This is a genomic window from Exiguobacterium sp. SH0S1, from assembly GCF_004337165.1.
Taxonomy (GTDB): domain Bacteria; phylum Bacillota; class Bacilli; order Exiguobacteriales; family Exiguobacteriaceae; genus Exiguobacterium; species Exiguobacterium aurantiacum_A.
The window spans coordinates 659,506-677,395 of record NZ_SJVC01000001.1; the positions used below are offsets into that span (position 1 = coordinate 659,506).

Here is a 17,890-nt window from a genome sequence, read left to right on the forward strand (position 1 = left end):
AATGTCTGATTATCGTAAGAAAACATAGGGAGGTTGAAGATGATGAGCACGAAATCGCTTACGCTCATTTTTATCTCAGTGTACATACTAATGAGCCTTCCTGCCATGTTAGGGATTGGCTATGTGATTGATTGGATTCCAGAAACAACGCTATTAGAAAAAATAAAGGGACACGTGATTGAAGGTCTTGTGAATAACTATCTTTTCAAAATGGTTGTTTCAGGAGTTGTCAGTGTATACAGCCACTCCCACTTCTATATAGGTTGTGAACGGTGAGGATATACGATTCACAATGAAGTATTGTATTTGATTAAAGAGTAGAAACGATCGAATTCAAAAACGGTCTTCCGCTAGAAAAGATTTATCTTTCGGGACCACCAACAGATTTTGTTTTGCCATCCCAAAAATCATTTAAATGATTCCACCATTTGAGTGATTCTCGGTGCAAATAGGGATGAAAAACACTCGTATCTCTTCCACTGTATAATAATTTATTTTGTAAATCTTCTAATAACCCAATTGTCACAGCTTCCTTAACGTAAGCATCGCCAGTTGTATGCAGCAATTCAATTACATCAAACACAGCTGATAACTCATTCAACTCATTTCGTTTGTACAAGTCAACGACGTGCGTAGCGAAATCAGCAAAATCGATATATAGTAATTGTTCATCTCCAGTCTCGTAATTGTCCTGAATATACGAATCCCATCGTTTTTTATAAGAAGGACATGCTTGGAGAAACAGTTCCATGACTTCGCCTTTAGACACTTCTTCTTTCATTTTCACACCCTCCTTTTTAAGACACAATTAAAACAGACATTGTCGATGCGTCATCACCCTCACAGGTGATTGTCACAATGATTGTTTACTCATCATAATGCGTTTTAAATTGTGCCATCCATTTATCGAGTGTGTCATAGTCTATGTTTCCTGACTTTGCCGTGTGAAAGAAACCGTGGTACCTGAGCGTCGTCTCGCTATTGATGATGAATTCATCGAGCTCGTCCCCGTCCTCATCGTATAATGTGACACGGTACGAGTACCCCATATAGCCGAAGCTAGGTTTTCCTTTTTGAAACGTGATGTCATTCAGATTACGCATGATGGAGTCGATGTCACGCCGCTCGCTTAGTGAGACCTCATAGCCGCTCTGACCGTCAAACACATGGATACGGGACACATCCGACGGGGACGTCGTGATGACCCGCTGCGGGATATACGTCGTCGCGTACAGCAGCCCGAGTACGAGACAAGCGATTGCAAGGCGTTGGCGTTTCGTGTGTGGTTTCTTTAAAGGATTTTCCCACATGTTCAATCGTCAATCACATCTTCTCCAGCTTGCCGCAGTTTCTCAAGCGAGACGAGCATATGCGCGATCACTTCGTCAGGATGTCGCTCCCAAGCACCGAGTTCGGCGACGACTTTGAGCGGGGCGCTCGAGCGGTACGACCGTGTCGGGTTTCCTGAAAAGCGCTTGTCGGTCAGGTTCGGGTCGTTCTCGAAGTCACCGGTCGGTTCGACGAGATAAATGCGCTCACGGGCATCTCCGCTCGCCAGCTCGGCTCCCCATTTGGCGGCATCGAGCGTCGCCGTGAAATAGATATAGTTCGACTGTTTGTCTTGATAGTTCGAATCGCGTCGGGGCTCAAGTACCTCCCCAAGCTTCAGTTCGGCTTTTGTCCCGTGGAAGAACGGGCCCGGATCGGGCGGTTTTGATTCATTCGTCATGAGGCATCTCTCCTTTTGTCATGTATCCAAAGTATAGTGGTTGAAATTAGGAGAAGGTAGTCTGTTTTTGGTTACGGAATCACGATACAATGAGGCTAGGAAGAGCGGATCGCTCTTCCCTTTTCCATATCTACAATTGTTTCCGGAACGAATAGCTGGTGATGGCGTAGCCCATCTTGTCCGTATAAAAGCGGTGCGCATCGGTCCGGGCGAGCCCAGACTCGAGCGCGACACATGTCGCGCCACAATCATGAGCGTACTCGTGAACGAAATGAAGCAACATCTCGCCGTATCCGTTTGAACGATGCGCGGCACTCGTGACGAGGTCATATATGTAGACGTGCTTCCCGAGATACAGGTTGACGCGTACCTCGATGCCGGCTAATGACACGATGTCGTCGTCAGCATATAATGCATGCAACTCATACCCTTGTGGCCGCATTTTGGCGACGAGGTCTCGATACGACGCGAGGGTCAGGTCGGGCCGGAGCTGGTTCATGACAGCGAACGCTTGGTCGAGTGCGAACGGCGTCTCGATCGGTTTGATCGAATAGATGGTAGATTGAATTGGAATCAGTCCTCCTTGACTTGAGGTGAGTGCTATCGTTCAGTTCGCTTTTATAATCCACTATTCCTGTTCGAACGTGGAAAACGAAATGAATCGAGAGGAAGGGAAACAATGAAGCATGCGTTGGTTATTGGCGGCAGTGGGATGCTAAGAGAGACGGTCCTTTGGTTAGCTGACGTTGGGTACCACGTGTCGGTGATCGGCAGGGATGAGGCGAAGATGGGGCAATTGATTCCTCGCCGCCCTGAACGCTTGTCGGCCATATATGTGGATTACCATGACAGCGTCCAAATGGCAGATTCGGTGCGACAAGCGATTGCCGAACGAGGGGCGATCGACCTCGTCGTCGCCTGGATTCATTCGGACGCGCCTGACGCCTTGCCATGTGTCTTGAGAGAAGTTAGACATGATGCACAGCTGTTCCACGTCCTCGGAAGTCGAGCCCATCTTGAGGACGTGAAGAGCCGTTTGGTGCTACCGGACAAACTCCGCTACCACCAAGTGCAGCTCGGTCACATTACCGAGCATGGCGCAAGACGTTGGTTGACGCACGAGGAGATTGCCGGTGGCGTGATCATGGCGATTCAGGAGAACAAGTTGTGTCACATTGTAGGAGTTGTAGACTAACAAAACGAGTTATTCGTCATTTGATACAGCTAGGGATGTGGCAATATGGAAATTCTTATTGGTCAACCGAAGCTTGAACAACATCTACAGCAATTCATTCACCTCAAATGAATAGAACGTGCGATTACATATAAAAAACCTTGAATGACCACTTGTACCCAGTGATGATCATTCAAGGTCTTATAGTCTTATACGTCTAGGCTAGTTGCTGATGCTTTAGAGAGGATTTGCTCAACGACCGCATTGCAATTCTCTCGGCTCACTTCATAAAATGTATCCTCATACGTCAATCCAACGTGTTCGCCGCTCTGCAGTTCATATTGTTCAAGCAGCGGACGGATACGGTCATGGACGACTTGTGCCGCCGCAGGTGACGTATACGGGAAAATGATGGCGAACGTATCGTGTGCGACCCGGTATTTTTGATCGGTTCGTCTTGTCGCCATGTGGAGCTCATCACTGAAGTAATTCATGAACCATTCATATTCGGTCCGTCCATAACGTTCCTCGAAATGCGTGAACTCGTGCAGCTGGATAAACGAGACCGCGAAGGATCCACCGTGGCGGATGAGACGGTCTCGTTCTGAGTTGACGTCCATCCGAAACCGTTCGGCGTTGTCGAGCCACGTCTCGGGATCGACGGCGATCAGTTGCCGGGCCCGTTCTTCTAGCTCATGTCGTGACAACTGGACCTTCTTCACGAGTTGATGAATGAGGCCGGACAAGATAGACATGGTGAGGAGGAGAGCTGTATAGCTAAGCCCTTTCCAGTTGAAAAACTGAACTTCTCCTTCTTGATAGATAGGAGCGAACCATAAGAAGTAGACAAACAAGAATGCCAGCAAGGCGACAGAAAACGTCAATCCTGCCCGCATCCCAAAGGCGAGAGAGGCAATGACGATGATTGGTAAGATGACTAATCCGATGACTCCGACGTCACTCATCAAGAGTAGAGACACGTATAGGATGGTGCCGATGATGAGGCAAGAGATGAGCCCGAATAGTTTAATTGATTCTTGAGTCCATTGATTCATGATCATTCCTCTTTCTGCGTTCGTGTTGTCCCCAATTTTACATGAAGTATCAAGTATAGACTATACAGTTCGTTTTTGAGTGAACAACAGAAGCAGACAGACGATATTTCGAAATGGAGCGAGTGTGTTATTCGGCAGTTTTTAGACTTGATTGAGACGTTTAGGGAAAACCTGCTTAAACACCCGGTGACGCAAAGCTTGTCCTCGGATGTTTTGTCGTTTATTCCACGAAGACGGTGAGTCCGTCGTGGATTAGCGTACCAATCTTCTCACCCAAGCAGATTCGCTTCATCGCGTCCGTCTCTTTAAAATCGAAGACGTGCACCGGGAGTTGATTGTCTCGAGCAAGTAAGAGCGCCGATTGATCCATCACTTTCAAGTCATGGCGCCACACATCGTTGTAGTGCAGCGACGCATATTGTTTTGCCTCGTTCGTTTGATTCGGGTCTTGGTTGTAGACTCCGGAGATCCCATTCTTGGCGACGAAGATGGCGTCACAATTCATCTCGATTGCGCGTTGCACGGCCGGATAATCGGTCGACACGAACGGCTGTCCGTTCCCACCTGCAAAAATGAGAACGTAACCTTTCTGTAGATGGTTGAGTGCCTTCAGACGAATATACGGTTCGGCCATACTCGGAATCGGCATGGCCGTCATCACGCGAACTTCACGATTTGTCTTACTTTTTAAGACGCCTCGCAACATCAAACTGTTGATGACGGTCCCGAGTGTACCGATATTGTCTGCCTCAACACGGTCGATGCCCCATACGTCCGCCTGGTTACCACGAAAGATGTTGCCGCCACCAATCATGAGCGAGACGTTGATGCCCAGGTCGACCAACGACAGGACTTCGACCGCAATCTGGTCTAGCTTATGTTGATCGAAATTCGAGTTATCCTCGCCCGCGATTGCGGCTCCGCTTAACTTGATCAAAACATTTTGATAGTTATTCATCTAAGCACTCCCTTTCAGAATCCAAATCTTCAAAATTATATAGTGTTTTCAATTATTTAGCAATAATTTTCGCTAATAAATGCTGTAAAGTTTGATGTAAGGGTACTGAGAGGTGAATATGATTTTGGAGGAGGGAACAGATAAAAACGTGAATCGGGGCTGCGACGATTTGTTTTGATCATCAAAAAGTGTTGCTCGTGAGAAATAAAGACGTGTTGGGATGGAGCGTTCCTTCCGGCGGCTTGGAGACAGGGGAAACACTCGACGAATACTGTATCCGAGAGGTGAAAGAAGAAACGGGCTATTCGGTAGACACGGTAAAGAATATATTTGTGAATGAAAAAGAAAGTGACGGCTATCGAATTCAAACTCACTATTATCTTGTGGCACTTACAGATACGTTGGCGCCGAGCCAGATTGATCAAGATATTTCAGCTGTGCAGTGGGTGTCGATTGATTCAATGCATATAATCAGTCATCTCTACCAAGAAGATGTTCAAATCATTTTGGATACGTATGAGCGATTTCAAAATAAACTTGAAATCTATAAGTTAAAAGCGAGGTGACTGATGAAGCGATTCGTAAACGTGTTAGGGAAGAAACTTGAAATGATGACAAAAGGTGAGCACGGGTTTCCGATTGTCATCTTAACTGGGATGGGGTGCACATTTGACGAATGGCACGAGGTCTCGGAAAAATTGAGTAAGGCGAACCGAGTGATTCTATATCATCGACCAGGAATCGGAAGAAGTGAGCCGAGCGAAGGCAAACGTAACACGGAAGCAACCGTACGAGAACTAAGGGAACTTTTGGACGTCTTACAAATTACTGAGCCCTTCGTTTTATTGGGACATTCATATGGTGGATTGTGTGCGCAGCATTTCGCAAAACGTTATCCAAATGATGTGGCTGCACTTATTCTCATCGATTCCACATCACATGACCTGGACAGACTCGACACGTTAGATTTACCTGTCATGAACGATTTATCTTCAGACGAAGATTGGCTGAAACAATGCCAGGATTATGCGGAACGAACCGAAACCGAATTGACCGAATTGATACAGCCAACGCTAGCACCGAACCAATCAAAGTTGCCAGTGGACGTCCAAGCCGAATTAAAGGGATTTGTCTGTCGACCAAACTTGTACAAAGCGATGCTGGCCGAAGTCGAGAGTTGGTATGACGATGCCCGTCTGATCAAACGATTAGGTAACCTGTCAACTACACCTCTTAACGTGATTGGGCGCGACGCTGACTTCGAGGTAGACAGAGGGAAGGCGGACGGTCTGCCTGAATCAGAGTTAACGCTCGTGGAAGCAACGTGGCATCAACTCATCTGCGAACAAACCATGCTCTCGACAACTAGCAAGTTAGTGATTGCGGAACGGTCATCGCATGCCGTTCATTTAGATCGTCCTGACGTCATCATTTCGGTCGTGGAGGAATGCTTGTCTCGTTTGAAACCGAGTAGACAGTTTGAATAAGGACTTATTCAGTATAATTTGAGATTCAAATAAAAACCGGGTGATCGAGAAACAACTATCGATCACCCGGTTTTTCTATTCTAAATGTAAACGAAGTACGATTCTTGCAAACCCGTTTCATAAAATCTCACGATACTTTTTTTTCATCTGTGTTCATTACATACAGCGCACGTTTAGACCGTTCCCGGACAACGCGAATGGTGATGAAGCCGACGAGTAAGAAAGCGAGCGAGAAGGTGATATACGTCGAACGAATCCCGACATATTCAGCGAGTAGACCGATGCCGAACGTCAACCCGATAATCAAGATCGATTCCGCTACATTGATCACTCCGGAGAAACGGCCCATCAGGTCGGTCGGGACGTTGTTTTGATAAAACGTCAAGAAACCGGTGTTCGCGAACGACAGGGCAAACGTGAGCAAGAAGAATCCAACAGCTGCGAGCACGAACGATTCGGAGAAGGCGAAGACGAGATAGCCGACGGGTGTCATGATGGCACCGAAACTGATTAAGAACGGTAACGTCATCCGAGCACTGAACGTCGCATTGATAATGGAGCCGGCGATAATCCCGGCTCCGGCGACACTGACGAGAAAGCCATAACGACTCTCCGAGAAGTCGAGCATTTGCGTCGCGAACGACGCCTCGAGCGAGTCGAGTCCAGACATAAAAATCGTCATGACGCAGAACAGACTGTAGACGAGCGTGACGTAACGCCGCGTCGACGCAAAACGGACGACTGCTTTCCAGTCCTCGATAATCATGCGAAGACTGAACACTCCGACTTCATCTTTCGGGGTGAATAATGTCGGCAGGAGGGACAAGATACCGACAGAAACGAGGAGCGCTGCTGCATTCAACTGAATGGCGAGCGTCGGTGTGCCGATCATGAACAGGATTCCGGCGATGGCCGGTCCTAAAATGAAGCCTGCCGACTGGACGAAGTTTTTCAAAGCGTTGAACCGTTGGCGGTCGCCGCTCGACACGAGCTTCGTCATATAGACGAGTGAAGCCGATTCAAAGATTGAACTCGCAACGTTCAACGCGAAGACGAGCACGTAGATGATTGCGAGCGAGTCGATGAAGGCGAGGCTGAACACGACTGCTGCGCGGAGTGTGTCGAGCAAAATCATCAAGCGGCGCGTGTCGGCACGGTCAATGACCGTACCTGACCAAAAGTTCGCGCAAAGGGCCGCGAGCGGGACGAGGATGTATAACACAGACACGGCGAACGGTGACTGCGTCATGTCGAGGACGATCAAATTGAGGGCGATGAAATACACCCAAGCGCCCAAATTCGAGATGCCGACGCCGGTCAGTAAGAGTAGCGGATGTTTCCAAGTGTGCATACAGATCGTCCCCGTTCAAATAAGATTTTGAACAGTATGTCACAAAAATGATTGTCATGCTAGAAAAATCAAATATTTTCTTTTTAATGGTTTGTATACTTTTGAATGCGTTGCATTAATTTTGGTTGTTGAGTAATTCGATTTTAAATACGCTCGTCATCCCCGATCGATCTTTCATCAGGATGACTGAGATTAAATCCTCTTCAGACAAGTCAGAGAGTTGGATGATTTTATCCTGTCGATAGATGCTTACGTGCTCTTTCACAATTTCATATCGAATCGTGCCTTGATCAGTTGCGTCATCGAACGACATCTTTTGCACTTCAATGGCATCGTCTTCAACTTCTCGTACCTCAGCATAAAATGTTTCAATGTCAGACGGTGAAAGGACCCAGACATCTTGTTCATACGCTTTGTAGGCGTCGGTGTATCCTGCAACATAACTAATCAAGACACTCACGACTATAGTGACGATGAATAAGACAATCGCAAGTTTATCAGGCGGTGCGATGGCGGCACCTTGGCCTGAATTTGATTGTACAGCGTCAGTTCGACGTCGTTTGTACACTTTGATATAAATGGTGGTAGCAGTTGCGACCAGAACCAAAATGACAAACCCTGTGACTAAATAAATCGGGAACATCATAAACTATCCTGCTTTACATATGACGTTACGTAATGGGCGGCGATACATGAAGGAATGTCCTCGAGCGGTCCCGTCAACTTGATGACGTGGGGGAGATGATAAAACGTGCTCGTCGTCTCGAAGTCATCGAAACGATTTGCTGCGTCATGGATGAACAGTGATACGTCCGCGCCGAGGGCGATCCCGAGTTCGACGTGGCTGCTCTTGCCCGCCGGTAGCAAGATGACGACAAAATCAGATGTACGAATCGCTTCGTATTCTTTGGCGCCGATGTCTCGCAAGTCCTCGATTGTCGCTGCTCGTTCATTCATGGTCCAATCGTATGTATGGGTGTGGCCTTGTGCGATGAAATGGTCCCGCAATTGCCGGACGTGATTGATGTTATAAAAACCGGACCCGATGTAAAACTTCATAAGTAGCCTCCTAAATCGTGTTCATGTTGTATGCGACGACTCGCCATAATAGAAATAGAAACGCGAGAGCATAGGCTGTAAGCAAGCCGATCCCGAAAGTAATGCCTTGTCGTCGCGTCCACTTTCGACTGTGGTATATGTGAAAGCTTAAACCGATGGCCGAAATGATGAGCAAGATGACTGTACCGCCTATCCAGACGAATTCAGCATGCGTCCAGTTCGGAGCGAGTAGAAAGTAGGGAATGGCAATCAGCAGGCTTGAAGATCCGATGAGTTGCGCTCTTGTCATAGCCGTTCGCGTGAAGCCGTGATTGCGACCTCGTGGATGATGAGTAACAGAATCGCGATGAAGAAAGTGATCAATGAGACGTATTCCGCTCCGACGTTCAAAAAGAAGTTGAGGCCGAACAACGGAGACACGAATAGAATGTAGAGCGGATATTGGATTGAAAACAAAGCGTCCAAAAGAAGGATGTCACGCATATATGTCTCGAAGCTGTTCAATGTAAAAACGGTGACACTCGCGAACAGGAGTGCCGTGATATATAGCTTGGCAACCTGGTTTCGTAATAAACAAGTTCCTAGTAGACAGAACAGGAGCGCGACCGAGGCTGCGGCATGCAGGGGACGAATCGTTGCGTCGGGGAAGGTGGCCGACGGGATAATGTTCACTATCAACGCGATGACATAAACGACTGACAACGTCACGATGCATCTTTTATTAGTTTTCACGATCTGACTCCTTTCATACGTCTTGCGCTAGTTTGGCCAACACGAGTGTGGCTTCTTCTACGTCGAACGAGCTGTGCCAGCGGACGTTTTGACGATCTAAAATCCGGTAATGCCCGCTGATCAGGTTTTGTTGCAACACATAATCTCCTTCTGTTGCGGTTTGCTTCCACCATACACGACCACCGAGTGTCTTTGACTTCGGTTCGTACGAGACGTCTTTGGCGATCAGTCTGACGAACTCGACTGGGTCGTCCCCGATTTCGCTCAAAAGAATCTCGCTGTCATTAAACAGGGCGCACAATGTGACGACCGTGCTCCAGTTGGCGATGGTCCGCTCTTTTTCGATTTGAATGAGCGTCTTTTTGGATAAGCCTAAGATGTCAGCCATCTCTTCTTGAGAATATTGTCGTTCCAGACGAACCGTTTTTACTTGTTTCGATACGAGTTGGATGAAATCCGATTTGTTCATCGAGCACCTCTTTGCTTGAAAGCATTAACCCTTTTCTAGGTGTTTTATTTACAATTAGTTACAAGTGTAATTTTACACTAAGCATGAACAGTGTCAATGTGATTTCTCATTTTATGTATATAATTCGGAATCATCCTTGCTATAAAATAGATGAAGTTGGAAAGGGGAATGAGTATGACGAAAGAACAGGTGATGGCGCTGTTGCCGACTTCCGAGATAGAAATTAAACTTGAGGATGCAGAAGGGCTAAAGCGTTTCGCATTTTTAAATGAACGCGATCGCTTCGACGAGGTTCAATTAGAGGTTTTCGACGAGGAAGAGCCGTGGCCAAACCATCTCCCTATCATCGGGTACGAAGACTTCCTCGGTGACCTCGTCTGTGTCGACTTGAAGACGAACGAAGTCGTCATTGTCGACCATGAGACGTTTGAAGTAGAGGAGACATTGTCGACCTCAGTCAATGATTGGTTACGGTAAGGTGGGCGGGTGGTTGTTAGAGAAACGAGTCATCTTATCGTCCTTGCGTGACGAGGAAATTGAACGTCATCTGTTTACGACAGACGAAGTCTGAAAAAAGCCAGGCTGTTGACGAGGGATGACGCCGCGCAACTTCGTGTTTTACAAGCAAACAACTTAAGATACATCCGGATTGGTTACCATAGGGAAGGGAATTGGCTGGCTGTCGACTTAACCAATGTGGAGCTTATTTCGTGTGACGACGAATTTAATCCGATTGATGTGAGTCGGACACCATTCGAAACGGTTTTGAACTGGGTAACGACGTCAGAGAGATTACTGCTCTTGACGCAACGTTTAATTCGCGGGGTGCTGTCTAAGGAAGAACTTCCTGGAAAGCGCAATACTCCTACGTTAGAAGAGATGATCGAATGAATTTTGTACATGAAGGCGGGCATTGTGACACGAGAGAACGTTTCTGATTGAACAGGACGTGCGCTTTGGCAATCGGAGGACGAGATGACTGAAGGACCGATGATTGATGCACTAAATTTATTGAGCGTGATGGATATACCAGATCAGAAGGGTTCATACTTCTGTAATGAAGAGGACTGGGATGAATGGATCGAGCAATGGCAGAGAAAACCGCATGAATTTGTCACATCACTCTCCACGTCCTATCGCTTGTCTCTTCAATTGTACCGACAGCGCTGGGAGACGCTGTATACAGTAGGTGTCATCGGAAGGTTTGGTGATTGTTTTCGGTATCATATCTATCCAAAACAAGATGGTCGTTGGAATTCCATGCTGATCAGCTCGAGCAAAGACGGTCAGAGCGCTAAAATCGTTTCATTGCTATATCGCGGTACGGTTAACCGGAGATAAAGGACCAAATGTACCAACATAAATGAATCGTCGTAATCGAATAGAGCGCAGTGAGTGAAACGAGCAGGCGAGGGTTGTCTCGTTTTTTGAAGTAGCGAATCGTATATTCTGAAATAATCGCGCTACACAGTGGGATCACGGACATCATCATGAGGAATGGCAAAAATAAAAAGGTCTCAAATCCGATCAGCTCAATGATGAAATGGTCTTGATCGATTAAGACACCTTCTACAAAAAAGTACTGACGACCGAGAATGTAATTCCATGCGACAAAAGATAAGATGCCAAGTATTCGGATATACAAATGACAATCTCCTTTGCTATAAAATGGATACGGATTACAATTATTATAATTCAAGATGAATCGATTAACAATTTGAATCAAACGTTATTCTGTATAGGATGTATCGCTGAAGGTATGCGGATGATTTGGCGATTTATCACTTTGTTTGCGACCTGATCCAAAGTGAAGAGACTGCTGAATGGGAAGAGATTGCCTCATTATTATTGAGCCAACCATTCTGTCACTATCCTCACGTCTATGAACGGGCCTTCGAACACGCGAAACGCGCTGCTGAGCTTGATGCTAGTAGTATAGATGTAAAGGAATACTTGCTGTTTTTCAATACGATTCCAGACAAATTGATGACGGATGCCGATGCGGACGAATTAGCGGTCGAGATTTTGAAACTGCGACCAACAAGTCAGGTGGCAAAGATGCATCTTCTATGAACGATGGTTATGCCAAATCTAAGGGTCCGGTGATGAAATAAGAACTAAGAACATAGAGGCGGCGGCGATATGTGTTGGATGATTCGGTTTGGATTGACAGCAGTACTGGCGCTGTCCTCATCACCTTCAATCACGCATTGCCGCTGAGGGAGAAATGGCTGCCGACGGGGACTGTATTGCAGTGGGCTCGGCGTATCGGCTTGAAGAATATCGATTCAAATTATACATGGACATACGCTATAGAACGGTAGTCACGATGACACCGAAAGAGGTTGACCGGTTCCGTGAGACGTTTGAGCAGTATCGAAACCGTCTAACTCGTTGAGCAAACTAACAAACGATTCAGCGCATCCTGTTTAGCAACAAGACGGATATGAATATAGGAGGTGAAATCAGATGGAAGTATATGTTGAGTCATTGTTTCAAACGGACGGGTCTAGCATATTTGATGCCGATTTATTAGGTGACGAACTGATTATTCTAGTCGACAAGGAATTTCCCGTCGTCTATTGGAACGAGCGGACGCTAAGACTGCCGGTTCAATTGAGTTCTCCCTTTATCCGTCTCCTTAATTCAGAAACGTTTCTCCTCGTCGATGTGACAATGGAGGAGACTCCCGTCAACGCCTGGGTCATCGATGAGCGAGGAACGTTTCTTCATGCGTTCCATGCGGGAAACGCCATCGGAGCGGTCGCCGTCAACGAGTCTGGTATTTGGATTGGCTATGTCGACGAGGGGGTGTTCGGGGAAGGCATCTCCACCGAGGCACTCGTCTGTTTCTCACGGACAGGCGAAGTTTTACAGCGCTATCAGTCCGATTTTGTACGTCCGCCGACCATTGTCGACTGTGAATTGTTGCAAGCGGATCGAACCGGGGTCTGGCTCTGTCCGTCGATTTGGTATGAGTTAATTCATATCGATGTGACCGGTCGACTCAAAAAGTATAAAACGCCGAAGAGGCTTCACGACAGTTCGGCGCTGACGATTCAAGGACAAGTTGGCTATTTCGTGAAGGATGGATTGCTTTACAGCTGGCCGTTCGGCGAGCGGAAACGCCCTGACGTCGTGACTGAGTTTTCGGGAAGAGTTAGAGGTTTAGGGGAGGGCGAGAGGTTCCACTTCATTTTAATCGGTGACCATGAAGTGAGCGGCATTCAGCTGGTCGACGAGTAATGACAATTCTTTAGTTCATCATAGGATTGAAAAATGGGAGCGTAACAGATGAAGCTAGATTTACCGAAGCAAATCAAGACGTTCTATTGGCATGTTTTTTCATTCCCTTTTGTATTGATTGCCTATCATCATCTCGTTCACGAATGGCAATTGGAGCAGTACGGTTTTGATGAGCTCGAAGATGTCGGGACATTGTTCTTTATTTTTGGGTTCAGCGCATGCGAGGTTACGTTAGTGACAGTGTTCCTTTGGTCCGTAGTCGACTCAGTAACGAAGTTGCTGCATTTATCCAAATAATTACTCAATTCGATGGACCTGGTGTACAGGTTCTTTTTTACGTTTTTGAACGTCTGGTCATACAAAATCGTATTGATCATTGAATCAACTTGTCAGAATCAATTCCCTCTTTTTTGTAAATTCAGTATACTCATGTTATTGATATGAGAAAGAGGGCGATAATATGAGACTTGAGACGAATCTTCCAGGGTTTACGGTTGAAGCGATTGTACAGGTCGAGCAAAAGTTTGGGGCACGCTTCCCGGATGGATTGCGTGACGCTCTCAACGAATGAAACTGGTGACGAGTTCGGTTTTTTAAAAGACGATCGGGAGACGATTTATGTCTGGTGGCACGAGATGAATGAACTCGAGGTGGCGGCATCGTTTGAGGCGTTCGTCGAAGTGAAACAGATGGAAGGTGATGTGATTGAGGCGTTTTGTGAACGAGTCGAGGCAAACGGTCTCGTCTTCGGTCTATCTGCGAAACAAGACGAAGGGTGGGCGTACGCACCATCGCACGTCGAAGCGACAGACGTCTTGTTATTCTTTTCGTCCAGAAAGTTTGCGCTCGCTTGCCGGACTGAAGAATGGACCGACTATCATGTGATTGAGTTGCCGGTCGAGCTGTTTCTTAAACGCTGGCTGCCGAACGTGTCGGAAGATGAACTGCTGTGCGGCCTCGATTGGTCGAGCGGACTGGTTGGGTTGGAGGATGATTCAGAAACCATGCTAGAGTTTCTAGAGTGTTTATATTTCACATACCATATATATAATTTTCAAAAATAAAAGAAAGTAGCGAATATGATAAATCCTCTTTCTCAAAAACGCGATCATATCGACAATTGTTTATGTTCTGTCTGCCACCAGGAACTCGGAACCCCACTCTGTCATGCCAGCAAGCATTGAAGGCTACACGAAGAAACAGTTGAAGCGCCGCGTTCAATTTGAAGACGAATGTCCATATCCGAGAGGTCGGGATGCGGCCGTTTATCGAATTAGAGCCGACTGATCATCCGCTCGCCGCCGAGCAGCGGGAAGGCATCACACGTGAACGGATTGAAGAACTAGGGCGTATTGTGAAAAGCGACGTGTGAGAGGAGAGCTCAATTTGAATGATTACACGGTAGGGAATATTTTTGAGCTGTACTCAGGAAACGAGGTCCTTTCGGCGGAGCAACAAGCGATGATGGATTGCATCAATGCATACGTTGAGGCAAAACAGTTCAAACAGCTCGAGTATTACCTTCAACAGACCCAGGGTATCGAACAGCTGTTGATTGACCACGTGATGATGGACCCGACCGATAAAAGCCGATGGGACTGGCTCATTGGGTATAAGTTAATTGATACAATCGAAGATTTTGCACGGGTGAACAGCTTCGCTCTCACCGCCTATACATATCATCCGAATGATACGTTCTATTATGCGCTCGCCTTATATTGGACGGGATGGAATGACTTTGTCATCACGGATGAGGACGTCGCCTTGGCAGAGTCGCTCATCGAACAAGGACCGGAAGAAGTGAGTGGCTTGCTTTGCATTGCGTTGGCGAAAGAGTTCAGTCATCTGAAGCAGCACTATTATCAACTCGCCATCGAACGCTGTCCTTGGACACCAGAACCTTACTTATGGCTCGGGAAGCGCCACCTTTATTTTAATTCTGCAGAAGGAAAGATGCTCATCCAGCAAGGACTTGACCGAGTGAAGGATACATAGGGATTCGATCAAAAGGGGCGCTGGTTCAATACGGGATTACAATATTTCAATCCCACCACGTGGCGACAAGACACCATCGCTGAGCTGCTCGGTCTAAGCATGTCCCATGACGAGTATAAAAAATATGAGCGGATGATCAATAAAAAATAGTCACTTTTAAGAATGGAGCATTGGAATGACCACAATCTCTTTAGCCAAACCATCAGATGTGAATGCAATCGAACAACTGTATCTCGCCTGTAAAGACGATTTGCTCCACAGACAGATTTTCCAATGGGACGACACGTACCCGAACCGCGCCTATTTCGAGGATTGTATCAAAGAAGGCTCTGTCTATATCATGAAAGACGGTGAGCAGTTGCTCGGAGTCGTCGTAATCGATGAATGGCAGTCGCCGTAATGGAGAGAAATCGACTGGCGTCACGATAACCCGCTTGTCATCCATTCCTTGATGGTACATCCTGAGGGGCAAGGCAAAGGTCTCGGAAGAAACGTGCTCGAGTTCTCGGAACGATTGGCTGTCGAGCGAGGCTATGCCAGTATCCGGCTCGACAGCTTCACAGGGAATGAAGCAGCTTGCAACTTTTATAAGCGGCACGGTTACGTCGAATGCGGAAACGTCCATTTTGATTCGAAACCGAAAGGGCATGAACGGTATGTCTGTTTTGAAAAGGAGCTTGTCTAAATCAGGCAATGGTCTGCCGTCACGGTTTGGCTTGAACGAAGTCCAAAATATGTTTCTATGAAAAGGAAATGGGCTACTATACCGATGTAAGAGAACTGAGCCGGAGCAACTCAAAGGGGCTACATACACGAGGGGACGTCGAACAGTCATCAACATGACAAGAAGGGGAGATTCAACGATGTGGGATCAAACAACGAAGTTACTGATGAAAAAGGTAAAGAAACATAAAAAATGGACCGAAGGCGTTTTTGTCAATCCAGTCTATTGGATGGTAAACGGAACGCCATACTACATGGCAGGCTTTACGCGAAACAATCAATCGGTGGCATGCGCCTACTTTACAATCGGGGATGAGAAAGTAGACGAAGTACTGATTGCGCAGCCAAACCTGTCTTATTTTGCCGATTTAAGCGGCAACCTATCTCAGATGGCGACGGAACGCTTAAACATTCCGATTACTTTTTACACGAAACCGTTAAGCATACCGGTTGTTAATGCGAGTCCACAAGTTCAGCAGGGGAGAGACGCATTTGAAGATTTTTGGGAGGTTCAACAAGCGTATAACCAGGTGCTTCGTGACTATACGGCGTACTATAACGATGACGTATTGATCCGAAAACACATTACGGACACGGATTTGACTAAGATTAAAGAATTCGCCGTGCTAGCAGACATCTATCAACATCAAACGTTGAAGATTTTAACGAGCCAGGGTGAAGCCATTCAAGCGTTCGCGGCGTTTCTTGAAAACACACAAGAGTGGTCAAGCCTGTCTCGAGAAGAAAAGAAATTCATCAAAAGGATTGCGGTCGGCAAAGAAAATATGCAGAAGAACATGGACGCTTTAAACGTGCTCGAAGCCAATGATTTTGACCAAATGGTTAAGTTGAATTATGACCACTTAATTAATAAAAATAAAGCAATCATCGAGGGGCAACGACAGTATATCCGTTATCCGAAAGGGATTTCTTAAGGGGGATTTGAGGTGAAACAACTTGAAGTAGCTACATACCACATGACAATTGACGCACCAATCGACCATGTTTTCTCCTGCCTCGCAGAAGATGAACATATCGTCAAATGGAACGACCATTTGATTGAAAACATTTATGAGGATGGGGACGCATCGCTCGTGACGGGGAAACGGTTCATCTCGGTCCAACAGTTCGAGAAGAAAGAGATTCGGGTCGAATCCGAATTGACGTATGTGAATCGCCCTTATGAGTGTGAAGTGCTAGCGATGACGAATCAGGGAATATCGACGTCTACTTATGTGCTGACCGAGACACCGAATGGGACGGACGTAATAATTCGCCTCACACTCATCCCATCATCATGGCTGTACTCCTTGTACGTGAAAGGCTTTGCTTGGGCGATTCGGCTCATTTACGACGATCAGTTCAAACAATTTCGGATCTATACGGAAGCGAGCGCACCGAAGCAGCCTTCCGTTCAGGGGGCGGAGTGACAATGATTCGACCTATTATTCCGTCGCTACGTGAGCCGGTGCGTGACGTCTTTATCGCTGAGTGGGGATCACCTCAAATGGTCATCTCGACCGGGACGTATGACTGCGCTACGCTCGACGGTTTCGTCGCGATGGAAGAAGCGACAATCATCGGGCTGATCACGTATGTCATTAGAGAAGAGGAACTTGAAATCATCTCGCTCGATAGCTTACGAGAAAACCGCGGCATCGGGTCGTCACTACTCGATGAAGTGGAGCGCTTGGCCCGACTTCATCGAATCAAGCGTATGTCGCTCATCACGACGAACGATAACTTACGAGCGATCGCTTTTTATCAAAAGCGGGGTTGGCGCCTCGCAGGCATCATCCCTGGTGCGGTTGATGCGGCCCGCCTACAAAAACCGTCGATTCCAATGATCGGCGAGCACGGCATCCCGCTCCATGACGAGATCATCCTACGCAAAGCCATCACCAACTAAAGA

The 17,890-nt window shown here is 46.9% G+C and carries 27 protein-coding genes and 2 pseudogenes; 17 read left to right on the forward strand and 12 right to left on the reverse strand.

The features are described 5' to 3' along the window. Positions 1-39: 39 nt before the first annotated feature. Complete coding sequence (locus EVJ20_RS03310; RefSeq protein ID WP_236633766.1) at positions 40-276, forward strand: hypothetical protein; 237 nt, start codon at positions 40-42, stop codon at positions 274-276. An 85-nt stretch (positions 277-361) separates the two neighbouring features. On the opposite strand, the gene EVJ20_RS03315 is transcribed toward EVJ20_RS03310, so the two are convergent. From EVJ20_RS03315 to EVJ20_RS03330, 4 genes are all read right to left on the reverse strand, one after another. Continuing rightward, positions 362-781, reverse strand: a complete 420-nt coding sequence (locus EVJ20_RS03315; protein ID WP_131489779.1) for a DUF7674 family protein — start codon at positions 779-781, stop codon at positions 362-364. Between the two features lie 85 nt (positions 782-866). Continuing rightward, positions 867-1,310 carry a hypothetical protein gene (locus EVJ20_RS03320; protein ID WP_131489778.1) on the reverse strand — a complete coding sequence of 148 codons (444 nt, stop codon included), beginning with the start codon at positions 1,308-1,310 and terminating at the stop codon, positions 867-869. 2 nt (positions 1,311-1,312) lie between these two features. Beyond that, on the reverse strand, positions 1,313-1,729 hold the full coding sequence (arr, locus tag EVJ20_RS03325; RefSeq protein ID WP_131507047.1) for an NAD(+)--rifampin ADP-ribosyltransferase: 417 nt from the start codon (positions 1,727-1,729) through the stop codon (positions 1,313-1,315). Between the two features lie 130 nt (positions 1,730-1,859). Further along, positions 1,860-2,228 carry a GNAT family N-acetyltransferase gene (locus EVJ20_RS03330; protein WP_131489776.1) on the reverse strand — a complete coding sequence of 123 codons (369 nt, stop codon included), beginning with the start codon at positions 2,226-2,228 and terminating at the stop codon, positions 1,860-1,862. Between the two features lie 180 nt (positions 2,229-2,408). On the opposite strand from EVJ20_RS03330, the gene EVJ20_RS03335 reads away from it, so the two are divergent. Further along, positions 2,409-2,924 carry a short-chain dehydrogenase gene (locus tag EVJ20_RS03335; RefSeq protein WP_131507049.1) on the forward strand — a complete coding sequence of 172 codons (516 nt, stop codon included), beginning with the start codon at positions 2,409-2,411 and terminating at the stop codon, positions 2,922-2,924. Positions 2,925-3,112: 188 nt separating this feature from the next. Here the strand turns inward: EVJ20_RS03335 and EVJ20_RS03340 are convergent, their stop codons facing one another. Next, positions 3,113-3,958 carry a GGDEF domain-containing protein gene (locus EVJ20_RS03340; protein WP_071397477.1) on the reverse strand — a complete coding sequence of 282 codons (846 nt, stop codon included), beginning with the start codon at positions 3,956-3,958 and terminating at the stop codon, positions 3,113-3,115. A gap of 220 nt (positions 3,959-4,178) precedes the next feature. After that, on the reverse strand, positions 4,179-4,916 hold the full coding sequence (gene pyrH / locus EVJ20_RS03345; protein ID WP_131507051.1) for a UMP kinase: 738 nt from the start codon (positions 4,914-4,916) through the stop codon (positions 4,179-4,181). A gap of 221 nt (positions 4,917-5,137) precedes the next feature. Between pyrH and EVJ20_RS03350 the strand changes: the two are divergent. Next, a pseudogene (locus EVJ20_RS03350) lies at positions 5,138-5,482 on the forward strand (NUDIX hydrolase); the annotation flags it as partial. 3 nt (positions 5,483-5,485) lie between these two features. Then, positions 5,486-6,403 (forward strand): alpha/beta fold hydrolase, encoded by a 918-nt coding sequence (locus EVJ20_RS03355; protein WP_131507055.1) that lies wholly within the window; start codon positions 5,486-5,488, stop codon positions 6,401-6,403. Between the two features lie 127 nt (positions 6,404-6,530). Here the strand turns inward: EVJ20_RS03355 and EVJ20_RS03360 are convergent, their stop codons facing one another. From EVJ20_RS03360 to EVJ20_RS03380, 5 genes are all read right to left on the reverse strand, one after another. Further along, positions 6,531-7,754: an MFS transporter gene (locus EVJ20_RS03360; RefSeq protein ID WP_131489771.1), complete on the reverse strand. Its 1,224-nt coding sequence runs from the start codon at positions 7,752-7,754 to the stop codon at positions 6,531-6,533. 115 nt (positions 7,755-7,869) lie between these two features. Beyond that, complete coding sequence (locus EVJ20_RS03365; protein ID WP_071397482.1) at positions 7,870-8,400, reverse strand: hypothetical protein; 531 nt, start codon at positions 8,398-8,400, stop codon at positions 7,870-7,872. Beyond that, positions 8,397-8,813: a group-specific protein gene (locus EVJ20_RS03370; RefSeq protein ID WP_131507057.1), complete on the reverse strand. Its 417-nt coding sequence runs from the start codon at positions 8,811-8,813 to the stop codon at positions 8,397-8,399. The genes EVJ20_RS03365 and EVJ20_RS03370 overlap by 4 nt, the downstream gene beginning before the upstream one ends. Positions 8,814-9,098: 285 nt before the next feature. Further along, a complete protein-coding gene (locus EVJ20_RS03375; RefSeq protein ID WP_131489768.1) occupies positions 9,099-9,545 on the reverse strand; it encodes a hypothetical protein in 447 nt (148 codons plus the stop codon). A 13-nt stretch (positions 9,546-9,558) separates the two neighbouring features. Further along, positions 9,559-10,014: a helix-turn-helix transcriptional regulator gene (locus EVJ20_RS03380; protein ID WP_131505029.1), complete on the reverse strand. Its 456-nt coding sequence runs from the start codon at positions 10,012-10,014 to the stop codon at positions 9,559-9,561. A gap of 174 nt (positions 10,015-10,188) precedes the next feature. Here EVJ20_RS03380 and EVJ20_RS03385 point away from each other — a divergent pair, with 174 nt between their 5' ends. Beyond that, entirely contained in the window at positions 10,189-10,491 is a 303-nt protein-coding gene (locus EVJ20_RS03385; protein ID WP_131489766.1) for a hypothetical protein, read from the forward strand. Between the two features lie 498 nt (positions 10,492-10,989). Continuing rightward, positions 10,990-11,355, forward strand: coding sequence for a hypothetical protein (locus EVJ20_RS03390; protein ID WP_131507059.1), 366 nt, complete (start codon positions 10,990-10,992; stop codon positions 11,353-11,355). Here EVJ20_RS03390 and EVJ20_RS03395 read toward each other — a convergent pair. Beyond that, a complete protein-coding gene (locus EVJ20_RS03395; protein WP_131507061.1) occupies positions 11,342-11,659 on the reverse strand; it encodes a hypothetical protein in 318 nt (105 codons plus the stop codon). The two genes, EVJ20_RS03390 and EVJ20_RS03395, sit on opposite strands and share 14 nt — an antisense overlap. Positions 11,660-11,784: 125 nt before the next feature. Between EVJ20_RS03395 and EVJ20_RS03400 the strand changes: the two genes are divergently transcribed. The 11 genes and pseudogenes from EVJ20_RS03400 (at position 11,785) to EVJ20_RS03450 (ending at position 17,887) form a co-directional block, all read left to right on the forward strand. Continuing rightward, positions 11,785-12,087, forward strand: a complete 303-nt coding sequence (locus EVJ20_RS03400; protein ID WP_131489763.1) for a hypothetical protein — start codon at positions 11,785-11,787, stop codon at positions 12,085-12,087. Positions 12,088-12,483: 396 nt separating this feature from the next. Beyond that, a complete protein-coding gene (locus EVJ20_RS03405) occupies positions 12,484-13,260 on the forward strand; it encodes a hypothetical protein (protein WP_131489762.1) in 777 nt (258 codons plus the stop codon). A 48-nt stretch (positions 13,261-13,308) separates the two neighbouring features. Then, entirely contained in the window at positions 13,309-13,557 is a 249-nt protein-coding gene (locus EVJ20_RS03410) for a hypothetical protein (RefSeq protein ID WP_131489761.1), read from the forward strand. 245 nt (positions 13,558-13,802) lie between these two features. Next, a complete protein-coding gene (locus EVJ20_RS03415; protein ID WP_131507063.1) occupies positions 13,803-14,324 on the forward strand; it encodes a DUF2750 domain-containing protein in 522 nt (173 codons plus the stop codon). 155 nt (positions 14,325-14,479) lie between these two features. Continuing rightward, positions 14,480-14,632 (forward strand): annotated as a pseudogene (locus EVJ20_RS03420) (DUF2199 domain-containing protein); the annotation flags it as partial. Positions 14,633-14,646: 14 nt separating this feature from the next. Then, entirely contained in the window at positions 14,647-15,255 is a 609-nt protein-coding gene (locus EVJ20_RS03425) for a hypothetical protein (RefSeq protein WP_131507067.1), read from the forward strand. A 175-nt stretch (positions 15,256-15,430) separates the two neighbouring features. After that, complete coding sequence (locus EVJ20_RS03430) at positions 15,431-15,655, forward strand: hypothetical protein (protein ID WP_131507070.1); 225 nt, start codon at positions 15,431-15,433, stop codon at positions 15,653-15,655. 39 nt (positions 15,656-15,694) lie between these two features. Then, positions 15,695-15,940 (forward strand): GNAT family N-acetyltransferase, encoded by a 246-nt coding sequence (locus EVJ20_RS03435; protein ID WP_328591029.1) that lies wholly within the window; start codon positions 15,695-15,697, stop codon positions 15,938-15,940. Positions 15,941-16,118: 178 nt separating this feature from the next. Beyond that, a complete protein-coding gene (locus EVJ20_RS03440; protein ID WP_131507074.1) occupies positions 16,119-16,913 on the forward strand; it encodes a hypothetical protein in 795 nt (264 codons plus the stop codon). 12 nt (positions 16,914-16,925) lie between these two features. After that, positions 16,926-17,408, forward strand: a complete 483-nt coding sequence (locus EVJ20_RS03445; RefSeq protein WP_131489757.1) for an SRPBCC family protein — start codon at positions 16,926-16,928, stop codon at positions 17,406-17,408. Between the two features lie 2 nt (positions 17,409-17,410). Further along, positions 17,411-17,887: a GNAT family N-acetyltransferase gene (locus tag EVJ20_RS03450; protein ID WP_131507076.1), complete on the forward strand. Its 477-nt coding sequence runs from the start codon at positions 17,411-17,413 to the stop codon at positions 17,885-17,887. The last annotated feature ends 3 nt before the right edge of the window (positions 17,888-17,890 follow it).